Below are 19434 nucleotides of genomic sequence, written 5' to 3' on the forward strand. Positions count from 1 at the left end.
CTTTCTTAAAAAAGAAAAAATTATTTCAATTGTATTCTTTTAATTGATTTTGCTTTATTTTTAGAGTTTAATTTTATTATTACTCCACAAAGAAGTCCAGGGTTTTCTGAGGGAGAAAACTTTGTTGGCAAACCTGTTTTTTCTTTAAAAATAACTTCTTCTGGATTTGCTCCAATTATAGAATCAATGGGCCCTGTCATTCCAACATCAGTTATAAACGCAGTTCCCTTAGGTAAAATCCTTTCATCTGCTGTTTGAACATGTGTGTGTGTGCCAAGTACTGCTGTTAAAATTCCATCATAATTTCAAGCAAATGCTAATTTTTCAGCACTTGCTTCAGCATGAAAATCTACAATATGTACATCAGCTGTATTTTCTTTAATTATTTTATCCATAACTTCATATGGATTATTTACATGTTCCATAAAACTTTTACCCATCATATTAGTGACTCTAATTTTAATTTTTCCAAAATTATATTGATTTGTTCCAATACCAAGATTAAAAGAATTCATATTTGCTGGTCTTAAAAGATCATCTACACTATCAATAAATTCAAAAGTCTCTTTTACTTTAAAAATGTGATTTCCACTAGTTATTACATTTACTCCTAATTTTTTAAGAAAATCATAATGATTTTTATTTATGCCTTTACCATGACTAATATTTTCACCATTAACAATAATAAAGTCAATTTGATTTTTTTCAACAATTGAACTAAGTTGTTTTTCTAAAACATCTCTTCCAGATTTTGAATATACATCTCCTATCATTAAAAAATTCATTATAAAGTTTTCTCCAATTCTATAATTAAATCTGCTTTTGAAATTTTATCAATTTTTGCTTTATCCAAAATTTCTTTAAGCTTATTATTTTTAGATTTTAAATTTAACTTTTTTTCTAAATCATTTAGTAGTAAAGAAGTTTTGTTAATACTATCATAAATTGCATTTCTTGAAACTCCAAATTCTTCAGCAATTTCTTGCAACGTTAAGTCTTCAAAAAAATATAGTTCAAAATAGTGTCCTTGCTTTTCAGTTAATAAATTTTTATAGTAATCATAAAGTTCAGCTAAATTAGCAGTTTTTTGTATATCTTGATTAATCATTTATATTTTCTTCCATAAAATCAGATGTCAACTCTCAAATATAATTATCTACATCAAATTCTTCTATATCATTGACAGTTTCACCTGTTCCAATTAATTTAACAGGAATATTTAAAATATCTTTGATAGCTAAAGCAATTCCACCCTTACTTGTTCCATCCATTTTTGTAAGAACTATCCCAGAAACATTTGTTGTTTCTGAGAATGCTTTTGCTTGACTAATACCATTTTGACCAGTTTGTGCATCAATAACTAATAATCTTTCATGTGGACCATCTGAAACACTTTTCTGAATAATTTTTGTCATTTTTTCTAACTCTTTCATTAAGTGTTCTTTATTTTGAAGTCTTCCAGCTGTATCAATTAATAATAAATCATATTTATCTTCCATTGCTTTTTTAATACCATCAAAAACAACACTTGCAGGGTCTTTAGAATTATTTACAGATTTTATTAAATCAACATTTTTAAGTCTTTTATCACATCACTCTTGAAGTTGTTCAACTGCTCCTGCTCTAAATGTATCTGCTGCTGCAATTAGAACTTTTTTATCCATGTTAGAATAATAGTTTGCAATTTTAGCAATACTTGTTGTTTTTCCAACACCATTAACCCCAACCATTATAAAGATATTTAATCTACCATCTTTATAGTTTAATTTATCATTATATTTACGACCACTATTATATGTTTCATAGATTTCTTCAACAAGGATTTCTTTTATTTGATCAAAAGAATGTTTTGCTTTTGCTTTTTTTCTAACTCTATTTGATATTTCTAAAACCATTTTCATTCCCATATCAGTTCTAATTAAAATATTTTCTAAGTCTTCAAAAAATTCGTTATTTGGTTCTTTATAACGTTTACTTAATTTTTTAATATCAGTTGAAAATGTTAAAGTCTTTTTGTGCTCTTTTTTATGTTTTTTTTGTTCTTTTTTGATTTCCTTTTGCTGTTTTTTAATTTCCCTACGCTCTTTTAAATTGCTCCAAAATCCCATAAAAATTCCTCATTTCTCAATATTAATTGTATAATAAATTTAATATATTATACATATATTAATGTGTGAGGGGATATTATGAAAAAGATGTTATCAGTTTGACTTTCATTAGGTTTGACTGTTTCTACTGGTGTTAGTGTTGTATTGAAAGATGAAAATAAGAATATTAATAAATATTCAAAGTTTTTAACTAGTTTAGATGATTTTCTTTATTTAAAAGTAGAAAAAGAAAAGAGCGTAGACAAATTATCAAATAAACAAATTGAAAAAATATTAAAGGAAGCATTTTCTATCAATGAATTTGGAATTAATTTATATAAAAAAATTGATTATGAAATTTTAAATCAAGAAGATGGAGAATTAAATATATTATTTAAAGATAAGCAAAATTCTAATATTTTAAATGAAAAGATTATTATAAAATTCAATCTTGTTTTGTTTAATTATGACAAAATTAATGATGCAGTCTATATTTTGAATAATTATTTATTTGCTAATCCTTTGATTATAAATAAAAGTAAGTATATTCAAATTGAATTGGAAGATCTTTTGAAAAATAAATTTAAAAGATTATTTGATAGATATATTTCTTCTAATATATTCTTAAAAAGTGTAAATGAATTTTGAGAGTTTCTAGATTTTGAAGAAGTGAAGAACCAAAAAAATGACATTATAAAAGCTAATTTTTTGAATAATACAAATTTAGATTTTAGAATAATGAGAGATGCTTCAAATATAGGAGTTAAAAAAAGTGATAAATATATTACCTATTATTCAGATAAAAAATTAATGAATAAAGAGATATTTAATTGAATTAAAAAATATTCATTTTTTAATGAAGAAATAACAGATTATAATAACATATTTAAAATTGAGTCAAAAGATGAAAAACAAATAACTTTTTCACTTTCAAAAAAGTATTTTAACTATGGCAAATTAATAACATTAGAAATAATAAAAGGAACTTTTTAAAAGTTCCTTTTATTATTTCTTAGTAGTTAAATTATTAATCATTGATTCTTGAAGTTCTTCAAATTTACCAGTTCTAATAAATTGCAATGTCTCTTCAATATTAATTAAGCACTCTCCAGCTCTTTCTAAGTTTTTCAACTGTCTCACAATTGTTATTATTTTTCTAGATTCAGTTGCATTTTTAGAATCTGATATTCTAGTCGCTAGAATATTTGAAAGATTAGAAAATTCAATGCTCAATTGTTCTTCAGCTTTTAAAACTTTTTGATGTTGATCATTGTCATAATTGTCAATTAAAACAGATATTATATTTAGCATTTTATTAACTAAATCAAACATTTTTGAAATATATTCGATTTCAATTGGTTGGGGATTATATTTAATAGTAAAGGCACAAATATGTTTAGCAACGTCAGCAATTCTTTCAATTTCACGACTAATTAAAACTCCTCCAACTGCTAATCTTAAATCACCAGCTACCATTTGTTGTTTTGCAATTTTTCATAAAGCCATTTTTGTGAAACTATTTTGTAAATCATTTATTTTAATATCACCATTAACTACCTCTTGTGCTAATTCAAGATTTTGTGATTTTAAAGATTCAAAAGTATTTGCATACTGAGATTTTGTAGCCTCTACTAATCTTATTAATTCACGTTTAATAGTTTTGATATCACTATCAAGTATTTTGTTATATGACATTTAAATTTCCCTCCCTATCCAAATCTTCCTGAAATATAATCTTCTGTTTTTTGATCTTTTGGATTTGTAAATATTTTTTTTGTTCTATCATATTCAATTAATTCACCATGTAAGAAGAACGCTGTATAATCGCTCACCCTTGTGGCTTGTGCCATTGAATGTGTTACTATTACTATTGTATATTCATTTTTCAATTTTAGTATAAGTTCTTCAACTTTTAGCGTTGCAATCGGATCTAATGCACTTGTTGGTTCATCCATTAATAAAATTTTTGGTCTCATTGCTATCGCTCTTGCAATACATAATCTTTGCTGTTGACCACCACTTAATCCCAGTGCTGAATCTTTTAAATAATCCTTTACATCATCTCATAAAGCTGCTTTTTTCAATGAGTCTTCAACAATTTGATTTAAAATATTTTTATCTGAAATTCCTTGATTTCTAGGACCAAATGCGACATTGTCATAAATTGACATAGGGAATGGATTTGCTTTTTGAAATACCATACCAACTTCAGTTCTTAACTTAACAACATCCATCCCTTTTTCATATATATCTTTAGAGTGAACTACAATTTTTCCATCTACTGCAATATTATCTACAAGGTCATTCATTCGATTGATTGATCTCAATAATGTAGATTTTCCACATCCAGAAGGTCCAATAAATGCAGTAACTGTATTTTCTTTAATTGCCATATTTATATCAAATAAAGCTTGCTTTGAACCAGAATTGTAATAGAAATTAAATCCTTCAATTTCTATTACATTTTGTCTTTGCTTTATTGGAACTTTTTTAGGTTTTTGAAATATTTTTTCCTCTGATAAGATTTCTAAATCTTCTTTTTCCAAATTTTCATTTTCTATGATTTTATCTGAAGCCATCTTTTTAATTCTCACTCTCTTTTATTTCTGTCTTATTTTTACTTTTGGATTTTAATTTGGACTCACTCTTAATTGTTTTTATAACTTTATTTCGAGTTTTAGCATTTTTAATATATATTTTCATCCTTTTAAAATTAAAGAAATTTATTCATTTCTTATACAAGGATATTGTATCTTTTTTTGTTTTTAAAGAAACCTTTTTAATGCTTGTTCAAGTAAACATTCCAATAAATAATTTGAATCGCATTTTTATTGAAATTTTTTTATTAATTGGATTTAACTTAAATCCAATATATTTACTTAAAAAATTCAATCCTAAAACTAAGAATATTGTTACTAGAGCTATTTGATAAGCTACTCCCAAAGTATGAGGATCATTTCCTTCAGATGCCATCATGTAAATTTGAGTTGTTAATGTTGCTCCTGATGAGAAGAATCCCTCTGAAGGCATTCTTACAGCAGTTCCTAATGTTAAATAAACAGGCGCTGATTCTCCAATAATTCTTGCTACAGCTAAAATAGTTGCTGTAACAAGTCCCTTTGTTGAATTGGGTATAATTACTTTTAAAAGAACTCCTGTCTTTGTCATTCCCATACCATAAGCAGCCTCTTTATAAAGTAATGGCACACCAGTAATTGAATCTTCAAAGTTTGTTATCATTGATGGCAAAATAACAATTGTCATAGTTAAACTTGCTGCAAATATTGACATTGGTATTCCCATACCAACAACAAATAAACTTAATCCAAATACCCCAAAAACAATACTTGGTGTAGAGGCAAGAACGTTTATTGAAAACCTTATTACTTTTGCAAACTTGCTATCTTTATGAGCATACTCAGCTAAATATATTGCCACTATTAGAGCTAATGGTATTGCAAATATTATTGTTGCTAAAACTAATAGTATAGTTGTAAATAATAAAGCAAAGATTCCACTTCTTTGTCCTTCAATTTCAACAAAAGCTGCTGAATCAAAACCACCAATTCCCTTAATCATAACTGTCAATAAAATTCAGCTGGTAAATCCAACAATTATTGCAGTTGAAGATATCATAAAGAAATTTAGAATAAAACTATTTACTTTTTTTGCAAATCTTTTTTCAGTGTAAGTATGCACAAGAATATTTAAATTATGATTATCATAACGATAGTTATTTTTAATTGATTTTGTCTTTTTATGTTTTAAATTTTTAATTGATTTTGTCTTTTTATTATTAATATTTCCTACAGCAATTATTAATAAATTTATAAAGATAACTATTACAAATAAAACCATACCAATTGCATAAAGTGCTGACTCATGAGTTGTTCCATGATTTTCTAACATTTCTAAACCAATTGTTCCTGCTAATGTTCTAATTGAAGAAAAAATAAATCCAAAGAAACCATCACCAGTGTTTAATCCTTTTGTTGAATTCCCAGCTATTAAAATAACAGCCATCGTTTCACCAATTATTCTAGCAACACCTGTAATAATTGCTGTAATAATTTTAGGCATTGCTGCAACTAAAACTACACCAAAAGTAGTTTTTTCTTTTGTCATTCCTAAACCTAATGAAGCAAATCTATGTCCCTCAGGCACTGATTCAATTGCATTAACAGATAAACTTATCATTGTTGGCAAAGCCATAAATGCTAATGTAAAACTTGCTGTCATCATATTCCCACTTGTAGGTGCACCCATTGCAACAAAAATTGGTCCAATTTGATCTAAAGCAAATAGTCCAAAAACAACCGATGGTATTCCAGCTAATAGTTGAATCATAGTTATTACAAACTTTTTAGTTCTATTTTTTAAATACTCAGTAATAAAGAGTGAACTAAAAATTGTTAATGGTATTGCAAAAAGTAACGTTAAAAATAACATCATTAACGTTGATAATATTATTTTACCTAATCCATACGACCCATCTTCACCATCTCTTGCTGGTGCTCACATCCCAGAAAATAAGAATTTAAAAAATGAAAATTCTTTAAATACAGGAACAGATTTATATAATATATATCCAACCAAGACTGCTAGTATAACTAAAACAATTGTAGTTATAAAAAAAACTGATATTTTTGTTGATAAATCCATTTTAGAGGTTTTTGCTTTTGGCAAACTCTTTACATTATTCTTAATCATTAGAAGTACCTCCTAAAGACTTATATTTCATGTTTTTCACAAGTCCTTCACTTTTAAATACTTCATTTGAATCATTACTATTCACGAAATTGAAAAGTTCGATTAATTGGTCTAACTTTTTATTGTATGAGTTAAATATTGCAATAAATGGTCTTTTAAAATCATAGACAGTTTTAATAAATTCATCTGTAATTAATCCATTAATAACAGATTCAGAAGATGATGATTCTCAGCTCTTTCATTCTTTATCTTGATCTGACCATTCTAAAGGATTATCATTGTCTATTCCTATTGGTAATTTATAACCATTAAATCCCGCTAATTTTACAATACCACTTTGAGATAATTGACCCAAGAATCCATTTGAAACATAACCTAGACTTGGACTTTTACTCATATTTTCAATCATTGAACCATTTGAGTTAACAACATTTGAAGAAGACATATCTTTTATTTTAGTTAAATCAGAAAATGCTGATCTTGTTCCAGAACCATCTTCTCTTGTAAAAGTTATTAACTTAGTTTTTGATTGACCATTTATTAAATTTATAATTTCATTATAAGCATCTTTATTATTTTCTCACTGGTGTGAATTTACTAACTCAGTTGCTAATTCTTCTCAACTATAATTTCCACTATAAGCTTTTTTCAATAATTCTTTGTCTGCTTCATCTTCTTTTTTAAAATCAAAATTCATAAGATCGTTTAAAGTAATTTCTTTATTTTCCTTTAATTCAATTTTTTGATTTCAATAAGTTGGAGGATTATAGATTACTCCAATTGCATCAATTGCAAACTCTAATGCTATATAAGAGTTATCTTTTTCACCTTTTTCAATTTCTTTTATAACTTCTGGATTAAAGTCACATTCATTCGAATTTTCACATATCTGTAAAAAATTATTTCCTTTAGTTAAAGTTTTATCATTTATATCCTTAGATATGAAACCTGCTGTATACATATCTTTTTCAACACCACCAACTCCAGCTTGACTACCTGTTGAATTATAAACAAAGTCTACCTTTTCTGATTTATTATAATATTCTTTTGTAAGTTTTTGCATAAACGGGTTAACACTAGTGCTTCCACCTAAAATAATTGCCTTTTTAGGAGCAGCTGCACTTCATATTCATAGACATAATATTACTGATAAAAAAGTCAGTAATATTATGCTTATTTTTCTTGTCATATTTCGTCTCCTAGCATTTCTATGCTAATTTGTATTTGATAATTTTTTTGCTTCAATTAACTTAATTTGAACAAGTTTTGTAATACCCTTTTGTTCCATTGTTGCTCCAAATAAAGTGTCACAGTTTTCCATTGTACCCATCCTATGAGTAACAATCATAAATTGTGTACTCTTAGTAAATGTTTTAATGTATTTTGCAAAACGTTCAACGTTTGCAATATCTAGAGGAGCTTCTACCTCATCTAGAATAACTAATGGAATTGGTTTCACTTTTAAGATTGAGAATAAAACAGATAATGCTACCATTGATTTTTCTCCACCACTTAATAAATTTAGATTTGCAATTTTTTTACCTGGTGGAGCAATTTTTAAATCAATACCTGTGTTTAAAATATCATCTGGATTTGTATAAATGATAGACGCAGTTCCCCCCCCAAATAATGTTGCAAATGTATCTGGTAATACTCCATTAACATCTTTGATTATTTTTTTGAATTGGATTATCATTTGTTGATCCATATCACCAATTGCGTCTTTTAAATTTTTTATAGATTCAATAACATCTTGAGTTTGATCAACATATGTTTGATATCTGTCATTTTCTTCTTGATATTCATCAATTGAATCTAAATTAACATTTCCTAATAAATTAATTTCTTTTCTTAAATAGTTAATTCTATCTCTAACTTCACTTTCTGTTTCAACAAGATTAGTATTTAACTCCAAAGCAGCTTCAAAAGTTAAATTATAGTTTTGTGCTAATCTTGCTGTTGCATTTCCTTGTTTTTCTTGCATCAAAGTTGCGTCAGAATTTAAATTTGAGTATTTATCTTTTAATGAAGATAATAAACCTCTATCCTCATTTATTATTGAATTCAAGTTATTTTGTCTTTCATTTGATTTATCTTTTAGAGATCTAATAACATTAATTTGCTGTTGAATTTCATCTTTTAAAGTTTCTTGTGCAGATATTTGAGAAATAATTTTAATTATTTGTTCATCTATTGATTGAAATTCCTGCTGACCACCATCAAGTTCTTTACCAGTGATAATTCTAAATTCATCTTTAACTTCTGTTGCTTCTTTTTCAATTAGTTGAGAAGAGTTTCTTGAAGCTCCAATTGAAGTTTGAATTTCTGCAATTTCTTCTCTAAGAACTTCAATTGTAGAACTTAAGACTTCTACCTCTTTTGAAGTTGCTAGTTCTTTTTCATCAAGTTCTATTTTTCTATTTTCATATTCTTGAATTTGAACTGAATCATTTAAAACTACATTTTTACTTTTTCTACTTCCTCCAATTATTGCACCATGTGGTAAAATTCTTTGACCATCTAAAGTAACAATATTAAATTTTTGATTTGTAATTTTTGAAAGCTCAATTGCATTTTCATACTCATCAACAACTAAATAATTTGATAAAAGATAATCTAGAACTACTTGATATTTTTTATCAATTTTTACAAGTTCATTTCCAAAACCAATAAACCCTTTTGATTTTTGAATAATAAATCTTGTTTCATTATTAATGAAACTTGGTTTTAAATTATCAAGTGGTAAAAATGTTGCATAACCTGCTTTATTATTTTTCAAGAAATCAATTGATAATTTTACATCTGTTGTGGATTTAACAACAATATTTTGTAAACCATTTTGAATTGCAGTTAAAAGTGCAACTTCATAATTTTTATTTACAGTAATTAACTCTTGAACAGTTCCCATAATTCCTGATAGAGTTGATCTATTTTCAAGAATATTTTTAACTCCCTCAAATAAATTATCAAAAGAATTTTTTCTTGCTAATAAAGTTTCTAAACTAGATTCAGTTTTTGCAAGTTGTTTTCTAATTGAGTCTAAGTCTTGATTTAATTTAAAACGTTTTTCACTTGCTTCATCAAGTTTTTCTCTTTTTTCAACTTTGTCTTTTAATAATTTTGAAAGTTTTTGCTCTTCAGCTTCTAATCTAATTTCCAATTCCTTTGATTTATTTTTTAAATCAGAGATTTTAAATTCTTTATCATCAATATCAACTTTATTTTTTTTAGATTCCAAAGTAATTCTTGAAACTTTTAACTCACCGATTTTTTCAACAATTTTAGTAAATCCCTTATTAAGACTTGATAATTCCTTTTCCTTCTCATAATTTGAATTAGCAATAGTATTAAATTCTTCACTTCTTTTACTTATTTGCTTTTCTAAAGAACTAATTTGTAATTTTAATTCAGTTTTTTGTTCATTGATTTCAAGAATTTTTTGTTTGTAAAGTTTTATATCATTTACAAGAACAGAAACCTCAATGTTTTTAAGTTCATCAAAAAACTCTTTATAAGACTCTGCTTTTTTTGATTGTTTTTTTAAAGTTGGTAATTTTCTTTCAATTTCATTTATTATGTCATTTAATCTATCTAAGTTTTCTTGTGACCTTATTAGTTTTCTAATAGCCTCTTCTTTTCTTTTTTTATAACGAGCAACTCCTGCTGCTTCATCAAAAAGTCTTCTTCTATCTTCAGGTTTTGATTCAACAAAGTTACTAATTGAACCTTGAGAAATAATTGCCAAACTTGATTTAGTTAATCCAGTTTCTAAAGCAACATCTTGAATATCTTTCAATCTAACTCTGCTACCATTTATATAATATTCAGATTCTTTTGTTAATTTGAAAAATTTTCTTGTAATTGACACTTCATTATATTCTAATGAACTGAACGCTTTATTACTATTGTCGAATACAAGGGTAATTTCTGCCATGTTTAATGGTTTCTTTTCACTACTTCCTGAAAATACAATATCATCAATTGAATCTCCACGAAGTGATTTATATGACTGTTCTCCAAGAGCTCACATAATAGCATCATTTATATTAGACTTACCGCTACCATTAGGACCTACAATCCCTGTCATTGAAAAATCAAAATTTAAAGTAGTAGGCTCAGCAAAAGACTTGAACCCAAACGCTTCAATTTTTTTTAAGAATATCATTTTTTTTACCTCTTGTAATCGTATATAGCCGTCCTATATAACAAACTCATTATATATATTTTAATGCATTTGTACAATTTTTTTTAAAATTTAACAATTAAAAAAACCCTTTGTTTAAGGGCTTTTTCAGCCTTTATTTAGTTTTTTTAATTTTTGATAAAGCATTTTTTGCAGCTTCTTGTTCTGCTTGCTTTTTATTGCTTCCTTTTCCAGTTCCAAATACCATTCCCTCAAGAACAGCATTAACTATAAATAAAGTTGTATTATTTTCAAGTTTTTCTTGACTAACAACAACATATGATAATTCACTTCTTATCTCCAATTGAATAAGTTCTTGCAATTCAGATTTAAAATCATGAGATTTATCTAGAAATTGATTAATTACATAATCACTAAAAATAGTTTTTTTTAATCATTTATCAAGAATTTTTTCACCTTGATCCAAATATATGGCTGCTGTCATTGATTCATATACATCAGAAAGAATTGAATCTTTTTCATATCCTTTAGAATCTAATTCTCCAATTCCTAATCTAATTAATTTACCAAGATTTATTTTTCTTGATATTTCAGCTAGTGTATCTTTTTTAACAATTGAGCTTCGATATTTTGTTAATAAACCTTCGTTTGATTTTGGGAAAAGCTTATAAATATATTCACTTACCTTCATTTGCAAAATTGCATCTCCAAGAAATTCGAGTCTTTGATAGTTTTTAGCAAGTCTATTTTCATTTGAAAAAGAATTGTGAGTTAATGCTTCATTATAATAAGCTTCATCTTTAATTTCAATTCCAAATTCGCTTAAAAGAAATTTTCTAATTGTCATTATTTCTCTAAAGCCTTTTTAACTTTATTAACAACATCATTTTTGATTGCATTGTAAGTCATTTTTAAAGTAGCATAAAAAGCAATTTTATCACTTGATCCATGAGATTTAAATGCAATACTTTTTGCTCCTAAGATAATTGCTCCAGCATGATTTTTATAATCAAATTTTGCTGAAACTTCTTTAAATGCTTTACGTAATCTTAATGCTGCCAATTTTCTAAATAGATTTTTTGTAAGAGCAAATTTTATTTCTGTTAAAAGTGATTTACCCATTCCCTCTGCTGCTTTTAAAGCAATATTTCCTGTGTATCCATCAGTAACAATAATATCTACTTTACCATTTGCTAAATATCTTGACTCAATATTTCCAACAAAGTTTAATGATTTATTTTCTTCTAATAATTTATAAGCTTTTTGATGTAATTCCAATCCTTTTGATTTTTCTTCCCCAATATTTAATAAAGCAACTTCAGGATTTTCTATACCATTAACAGCTTTAGAATAAGCTGTTGCCATAATAGCAAAATTTACTAAATCCTCAGGATCACATTCTAAATTTGCTCCAACATCTAATAATAGAGTTATTTTTCCTTTAACCAAAGTTGGTATAACTGGCATAAAACCTGGTCTCTCAATACCATCAATTTTTTTTAAAATAAAATGACAACCAGCAACAAATGGAGCTGTTGCACCACCGGTTGTAATGGCATCTGCCTTTCCATCTTTTACTAATTCAAGTGCCTTTACCATACTTGAATCTTTTTTTCTTCTAATATCCATGATTCCATCTGTCATTTCAATTACTTCTGTAGTATTTAATATTTCAACTTGATTTTGGTTATATTTTCTTGATGATAGCTCTTTTTTTAAACTAACTTCATCACCTACAAAAATGATTTTTAAATCTTTTTGCTCACCTAAAAGTTTAATAGCAGCATCAACTGCTGGAATTAAACCATTATCCGAACCCATAACGTCAAAAGCTATTACTTTATAATCCATATTTTAACTCCTGTACAATAGTGATTATATATATAATTAGTATTTAAAGCAAAAAAAAATAAAACATTTTAATGTTTTATTTATTATATTTAACTTTATTTTCTTGTTGTTTTTTAGTACCTTGCAAACAACAAGGGCATTCTTTTGATAAACAAACTTGACAGCCTATACATTTTAAACAACTTTGGCAACCATGAAATGAACCACTACAAACTCTACAAGTATAACAATTGTGAGCTCCTCCAGGACAGCATACGTCACTTGATGATTCACTTTTTTGTCTTGGTAATGGCATTTGTTTGACCCCCTTATTGTTGATATTAAAATTATACCTAATTATTAGCTTACAAGCAATGTAAGCGGACGTTTTTTGATTTGTAGCATAGCTGCTGTTCAACCAATATATAGAATAGCTCCTAGAATAATTGCAGAAACAAATGGTATTCAAGGCAATGATGGTAAAGCAATTAATACTTTAAATTCTTGTCAAACAAAACCTTGAATTATACTTCATACAGCAAGTGAAGCTAAGAATGCAAATATATAACTGACTATTGAACCTGAAACATATTTACCCATAACCATTCAATTAATTTGAGCATTTTTATACCCAAGTGATCTCATTATTGTAATAACATTGATAGAATCTGTAATAATAATATTCATAATTACTATTAATAAAATAATTAATAAGACAACATCAATTAATATATACATTAACATTGCTTTTGTCATTTTACCTAGTACTTGATTTATTACTGATTTTAAAATTGGTAATGTAATAACAGATGAATCCATAAAGAAATTCACAGCTGTTGGTTTCTCTAATGAATTACCATTTATTGACGGTGCTAAAATACTTCCCAGTCAAGGTTTATTTTGTGAAGATGCAATTGTATAAGTATCACGTGAATATCTAAAACTCCTTTGAGATCCAGCAATATCTTTTAAATCAATTGTTCCCTCACTTGCTATTTTTGTACTAATTATTGAATTGAATAATAATTGATCTTTATCAATTGATTGTACTTGATTAATATTTTTAATAAATGTTGAGTAGTCAACATAGATATCTTGAAGTAAAGTATCATTTCCATTTATAGCAGCAATTCTTATATCTACTTTCTTATCTTTGCCTAAAGTAATTTGAAAAATATCACCAACATTTTTATTTAAAATTTTTGATAATCTAAATGATACTACAGCATTAATATAGTTTCCGTTATTTTCTTGTAATTCTTTCATAGCTTTTTCACTTACTGATTCAAGATTAACAACAGCTCTGGTATTTCCCCCAATTATATTTGTTGTATCAATTAATCTTAAAATTGATTTTTCAATATCAACTTCAGTATTATTTTTAATATGGTATGGCAAAATTGTTTGAAGAGCTTCACTATCACCATTAAAAATTACATTGTTAACACTTAATAAAGAATTAACTCCTTCTCGCATTTTTGAAAAGGTTGTTAACAAATTAACTAAAATATTACTCAATTTTATATCAGTTTTTGTTTGACTTCTTGGGATGATGTTATTCATATTATCTATAAAATATTTTTTAACTGATTCAACATCATCGCAACTTCCCTTGTAATTCATCCCTAAAGGAGAAAGACAAGCAAGCTTTCCAATATCATCTAAAAAGATACCCCCCATTTGTTCAGGAGTGACTTTCAATATTGAATACTCTGGAATTTCTTTGGGAATGCTAATTCTATTTGAAAGACCTTGATTTTTAGGAATGTTGATATTTAGTGGTGTTACAAGAGCAGTTATTGTAGCAGCACTAGAAATAATTTCTTTATTTTCTTCTCAATAAGGTGTATTTATAATTTGATCTCTTGCTTTTGAAAGACCAGATATTAATAATGAAAAATTATTAGTAGTTCTATATTTGTCTTCTGCTGAATTTCTAATATAATTTTCAACAGTTTCTTTTTCTATATTTTTATATTTAATACCAAAGTTTTCTTTTGTAACATCTTGAGATATTCCATTTGATTTTACTTTAATAGGAACAACATTTTTGAATGAATAATAATGGTTAACATCTTTAGTATAGATATTGTATGCCCCTTCAATCATATTTTTAATTACAGGCATAGCTCTTAACTGTAATGTAAATAGAAATGAGCTAAATAAGAATAATCCCATAATAAGTGCAAACTTACCTTTTCCTGCAGATACAAAGGCATGCTGCATTCTAAATGTAAATCCTCTATTAGTTTTTCTCAATATTTTTAAAGTAATTCAATTAAATAGAGAATAAATTAGTGCTGGAAAGAATATAATTTTTAATACTAAAACAATTATATCTGCTTTGCTTTTTTTAGGTCCACTAGTCAATAAAGCTAACGCACCTTCATTTAAAAATTTAAATATAATTAAATAACTTAATCCAGCAAATAAGATTGGAACTATTAACATTAAGAAAATTAAAAATATTGGTGAAGCATATATTGTTTGATAGTCAAAAATAACAAACGTGCTAAATTGTTTTGTTGCACTATCTATTTGAAATGGAAATGATAGTAAATATCCTATTCCTATTCCTATAATCATAGTTATAAATGTTTTTAATGAAAATACTCATGTAAGCTCACTTGTTTTATAACCAAGAGATTTAAATACTCCAAGTTGTTTTCTAGTATTGTTAATTTCTTTTTTAAGAACAAAAACTATAAACATAAATCCTAATAAGAATAAAATTGCACCAATCATTACATAAATTCAAGTAATAATATATAAATTAGTTAAAGTTGCAATAACACTATGCTCACTTGGTACTTTAAATATTGTAGTACCAGGAGCTAAAATAGATATATTACTTTCTCTTTTATTACTACTTAATATGTTGCTAGTAAAAATTTCATTCAAATTAAAACTTTTACTATTTTTAGTTACAAAAGTTTCTTCACGATAAGAAAATTGAAATCCAAGATCTGCATTTGCTGTCATATTGTCTGTTGTAAATAACTGGCTAAATGTATAACCTTCTGCATTTTCAATTTCTGTAAAAAAACTATTTTTTAAAAAAACTTGTCCATAATTTTTAATTGAATCTGAAAATGATGAAAAATTAATTGGTGTCAGTGCACTATATTTTAAACCAATTCCTACAATTTTGAATGGTAAAGGTTTTGGAGTAGGAGCTGGATTTTGAAAAGGTATATCAACACCTAATATTATTTCATCCCCGATTTTTTTGTTTTGATTTTTGGCATAGGCATCACTAATAATAATTTCATTATTTTTTTCTGGTAATCTTCCACTTTGTAAAACTACATTATTTACATTGTATTGATCATTGCCACTTAGTGCTTCAACATTTGACATGTTATATATAAAATGTTCTTCAGTTCCCTTTTCCATTCTGATACTTGAATTAATAAAATTCTCATATAAAAATGAATCATTCGATTGATTTTTTAATTGCTCTAAAACAGAGAGAATAACATAATTATTAAAATTTCTATTTTGAAAATCACCATAATTGGCAATTTCTTTTTGACCATCTTCAGTAAAAATCTTACCTACTTCTAATGGTCTTGGACTTTGTTTTGTATTAAATATGTTAATTACATTTTTATTTCCATAGTATGTATAATATCAAATAATTGATTTTAAAGCTGATATTGTTTCTTGTTTTTTTAACTCTTCTTTTTCTTCTTCTAGTGTATATTTAGAACCACTAACTTCATTTACAACATCTTCTACATACTCAACTATTAAATCATAAGTTTCTTTTTGTAATCAACCTTGTTCTGTAGGTTGATTTAATTCAAAATTCATATCATTATACTCAAATATTAAAGTTTCCTCTTCTCAAATATATGAGTAAATAAAATCATCATCTAGTTTTGTGATACCTTGAAATTGTTCTTGTCAAAGATTAGTATTTTTTTTAACAGATGATGCTTTTAATGATAACTGTAAGGGTGTTGCAAGCATCCCGAAGATAAGCATTGTAAAAATCATTAGAAACATAATTGTTCCTAGTGTTTCAACTCAAGCCTTTAAAAAGGCTTTCATATAAGATTTAAATATATTTTTCATTTTTTTCTCCTAACTAATTAAAATAATTTAAATTATAAAATTAGGTGGGCAATCTCCTTTTAACTTTTCTGTTAAAAAACTTCTTTTTTTTACAGAAATTATATTCTTTTGATCAGTATCATAAATATTTAATTTTTTTGTTATATTGACATAAAAAATTAATAAGCCATTTTTTAATTGATGGAATTTAATTGAAATAAAGCTTATTAAGTTTAAAAATGTTAAATATAAATTATGACTAATTTTTTTTATATATGACCATTTAAACTTTGTACATCTAATATATTTTAATATAATAAATATAAATATAACACTTATAAATTCAAAAGTTGAAAAACTTATTATTAATAAAACCATTCTATTTATATAAATAAATTTACTAATTTCTAAATTTCTTGTTATATTATCTTGTGAAAAAATATAAACAAATATCATTGATATTGAAATTGCAATTACTAAATAAGTTTTTGGATTTAATTCTAATTTCATTTTCTTAATTAAATTATTAAAAAGTTCTTTATTTATTTGATCTAATTTAATTTTTTTTAAGTAATTAATCGTATCAATATAATTAACTAATTTTCAAAGATATATAATTGATAAAAGAAAACCAATTATAAAAAGTCCAAATTGTAAAAGTAAATTTGAAATATTTAAATTATTTGTTACAAGGAATTTTACTGAAATTATTAAACAAAATAAAGAAAGTAAAGTAATTATTAAACTAATTATTAAATAAAAAATACTTTTTTTCGGTTTCTGTTTAATACAAAGCATAATAATTTCTCCTTTTATAAAGCATACTTATTATATCTTATTAAATAAAAAAAATGATTCATAAGAACCACTTTTATTCTATACCAATAATAAATGAATAAACTTCTTGTTTACCATCAACAACTTCATATTCAACATCATAATTTTCATCAAGATATTTACGTAAGTCATTAATATCTTTAAAGGAAGCATCTTGACCTGTAAATATTGTTAAAATTTCAGTTTTTGCTGTGATAAATTTTGACAATGATTTATGGAAAACATCCTTCAAAGTTTTTGCAGATATTGTAATTTTTTTATCTGCAATCATCATATATTCTCCTGCTTTGATATTAACACCATCAATCTCCGCATCTCTTGCTGCTTTATTGATTGAAACTGAAACAATATTTTTAAGTGCTTTATTAATATTTGATTCATTTTTTTTAGCAGTGTCTTCGATATCAAGATTTAGATAAGCAGTAATACCTTGTGGAATTGTTTTAGTTTCAATTACTACTACTTTTGACATTTTTTCTAATTCTTTTGCTTGTTTTGCAGCCAATAAGACATTTGAGTCATTAGGGAATATATATACAGTTTTTGCATCAACTGCTTCTATTGCCTTCATAAAATCATTTGTCGAAGGATTCATTTTTGGCCCACCATCAATAACATAATCTACACTTAACTCATTTTTAAAATAATCTTGAATTCCTTTTGACCTTACAACAGCTATTGTAGCAACAGCATTTTTTAATTTACGTTGTTGTTGAGCAGTTATTTTTGCGGCACTTTCTTTTTTATTTGCAACATGTTTATCTGCTTGTAAAGTCATATTTTCAACTTTAATAGTTTTAAATTCTCCAAATTGTTGTAAATAGGATAATATTTGACCTGGCATAAGTGCATGTGTATGAACCTTTAAAATATCACCATCCATAACTGCAACAATAGATGTATTTCCGTATTGCTCAAAAGTATCTCTTACTGTATCAATTTTTAATTTATCAATGAATTCTTCATTTAACATTACAATTGCTTCAGTACAATAACCAAATTCATCTTCAATTGACATTTCAATATTAGAACCTGTATTCTCTTCTAGTTTTTTTAATTTTGATATTGGCTTTAATTTTTTAACAAAATATTGCATTCCTTCAAAAAATTTAACTAAACCATACCCACCACTATCTACAACTCCAACTTCTTTTAAAGCAGGCAATAATTCTGGAGTATTATCTAATGATTTATTTGCAGCTTTAACAAGTCCATCTCAAAAATCATTTGGAGATTGCTCTTTAGTAAGAGCATTTACATAGTCACTAGTTTCACGAATTACAGTTAAAATAGTTCCTTCAACTGGTTTCATAACTGCTGCATATGCAACCTCTTTTGCTTTTGCAAAAGATTCTTTTCAAGTATCTAAATCAAGTTTTTCCTTATCTTTCATCCCATTTGAAAAACCTTTAATGATTTGAGAGAAAATAACACCTGAATTACCTCTTGCGCCCATTATTAGCCCTCTAGAAAATTTGCTCATCAATGAGCCAACATTAGAAAACTCTTCTTTTTCAATTTCAACAAATCCATTGGTACAAGTTAAATTCATATTTGTTCCTGTATCACCATCTGGTACAGGAAAAACATTTAGTTTATCTATATGGGGATAATTATTATATAAATTATTAACCCCACTAGTAATCATACCCTTTAAAATTTGTGTATCTTTCATAGTATTGTCACCCTCTAAACTATATTGTTTTTTTATTATTTAAAATTAAAAAATATTAAAAAATTGCAAATTTTATTTGCCAGCTTATATAT

15 protein-coding genes are annotated in these 19434 nt (G+C 26.0%); 1 reads left to right on the forward strand and 14 read right to left on the reverse strand.

Features of this window, described 5'->3' with window-relative positions:
- Window positions 1–20: 20 nt before the first annotated feature.
- The 3 genes from SCANT_RS04210 to ftsY are packed head-to-tail and all read right to left on the reverse strand — an operon-like array spanning window position 21 to window position 2108.
- Window positions 21–785 (reverse strand): TIGR00282 family metallophosphoesterase, encoded by a 765-nt coding sequence (locus SCANT_RS04210; RefSeq protein ID WP_053946475.1) that lies wholly within the window; start codon window positions 783–785, stop codon window positions 21–23.
- On the reverse strand, window positions 785–1108 hold the full coding sequence (gene ylxM, locus SCANT_RS04215) for a YlxM family DNA-binding protein (protein WP_053946476.1): 324 nt from the start codon (window positions 1106–1108) through the stop codon (window positions 785–787). Before ylxM ends, SCANT_RS04210 begins: the two co-directional genes overlap by 1 nt.
- Window positions 1101–2108 (reverse strand): signal recognition particle-docking protein FtsY, encoded by a 1008-nt coding sequence (ftsY, locus tag SCANT_RS04220; protein ID WP_053946477.1) that lies wholly within the window; start codon window positions 2106–2108, stop codon window positions 1101–1103. Before ftsY ends, ylxM begins: the two co-directional genes overlap by 8 nt.
- A gap of 78 nt (window positions 2109–2186) precedes the next feature.
- Here ftsY and SCANT_RS04225 point away from each other — a divergent pair, with 78 nt between their 5' ends.
- Entirely contained in the window at window positions 2187–3080 is an 894-nt protein-coding gene (locus tag SCANT_RS04225; RefSeq protein WP_053946478.1) for a hypothetical protein, read from the forward strand.
- 12 nt (window positions 3081–3092) lie between these two features.
- On the opposite strand, the gene phoU is transcribed toward SCANT_RS04225, so the two are convergent.
- The 11 genes from phoU to SCANT_RS04280 form a co-directional block, all read right to left on the reverse strand.
- A complete protein-coding gene (gene phoU, locus SCANT_RS04230) occupies window positions 3093–3782 on the reverse strand; it encodes a phosphate signaling complex protein PhoU (protein WP_053946479.1) in 690 nt (229 codons plus the stop codon).
- 14 nt (window positions 3783–3796) lie between these two features.
- Window positions 3797–4666: a phosphate ABC transporter ATP-binding protein PstB gene (pstB, locus tag SCANT_RS04235; protein WP_083434228.1), complete on the reverse strand. Its 870-nt coding sequence runs from the start codon at window positions 4664–4666 to the stop codon at window positions 3797–3799.
- Window positions 4667–4670: 4 nt separating this feature from the next.
- A complete protein-coding gene (gene pstA, locus SCANT_RS04240) occupies window positions 4671–6797 on the reverse strand; it encodes a phosphate ABC transporter permease PstA (protein WP_053946480.1) in 2127 nt (708 codons plus the stop codon).
- Window positions 6790–7986, reverse strand: coding sequence for a phosphate ABC transporter substrate-binding protein (gene ptsS, locus SCANT_RS04245; protein ID WP_053946481.1), 1197 nt, complete (start codon window positions 7984–7986; stop codon window positions 6790–6792). The genes pstA and ptsS overlap by 8 nt, the downstream gene beginning before the upstream one ends.
- 24 nt (window positions 7987–8010) lie before the next feature.
- Window positions 8011–10962: an AAA family ATPase gene (locus SCANT_RS04250; RefSeq protein ID WP_053946482.1), complete on the reverse strand. Its 2952-nt coding sequence runs from the start codon at window positions 10960–10962 to the stop codon at window positions 8011–8013.
- Window positions 10963–11095: 133 nt separating this feature from the next.
- On the reverse strand, window positions 11096–11788 hold the full coding sequence (gene rnc, locus SCANT_RS04255) for a ribonuclease III (RefSeq protein ID WP_053946483.1): 693 nt from the start codon (window positions 11786–11788) through the stop codon (window positions 11096–11098).
- Complete coding sequence (gene plsX, locus SCANT_RS04260; protein WP_053946484.1) at window positions 11788–12792, reverse strand: phosphate acyltransferase PlsX; 1005 nt, start codon at window positions 12790–12792, stop codon at window positions 11788–11790. The genes rnc and plsX overlap by 1 nt, the downstream gene beginning before the upstream one ends.
- 76 nt (window positions 12793–12868) lie before the next feature.
- Window positions 12869–13087, reverse strand: a complete 219-nt coding sequence (locus SCANT_RS04265) for a hypothetical protein (protein ID WP_053946485.1) — start codon at window positions 13085–13087, stop codon at window positions 12869–12871.
- A 44-nt stretch (window positions 13088–13131) separates the two neighbouring features.
- Window positions 13132–16851, reverse strand: a complete 3720-nt coding sequence (locus SCANT_RS04270; protein WP_053946486.1) for an ABC transporter permease — start codon at window positions 16849–16851, stop codon at window positions 13132–13134.
- Between the two features lie 27 nt (window positions 16852–16878).
- Complete coding sequence (locus SCANT_RS04275) at window positions 16879–17628, reverse strand: hypothetical protein (protein ID WP_053946487.1); 750 nt, start codon at window positions 17626–17628, stop codon at window positions 16879–16881.
- A 73-nt stretch (window positions 17629–17701) separates the two neighbouring features.
- A complete protein-coding gene (locus SCANT_RS04280; protein ID WP_053946488.1) occupies window positions 17702–19342 on the reverse strand; it encodes a DAK2 domain-containing protein in 1641 nt (546 codons plus the stop codon).
- Between the last annotated feature and the right edge of the window lie 92 nt (window positions 19343–19434).

Source organism: Spiroplasma cantharicola, from assembly GCF_001281045.1.
GTDB lineage: Bacteria > Bacillota_I > Bacilli_A > Mycoplasmatales > Mycoplasmataceae > Spiroplasma_A > Spiroplasma_A cantharicola.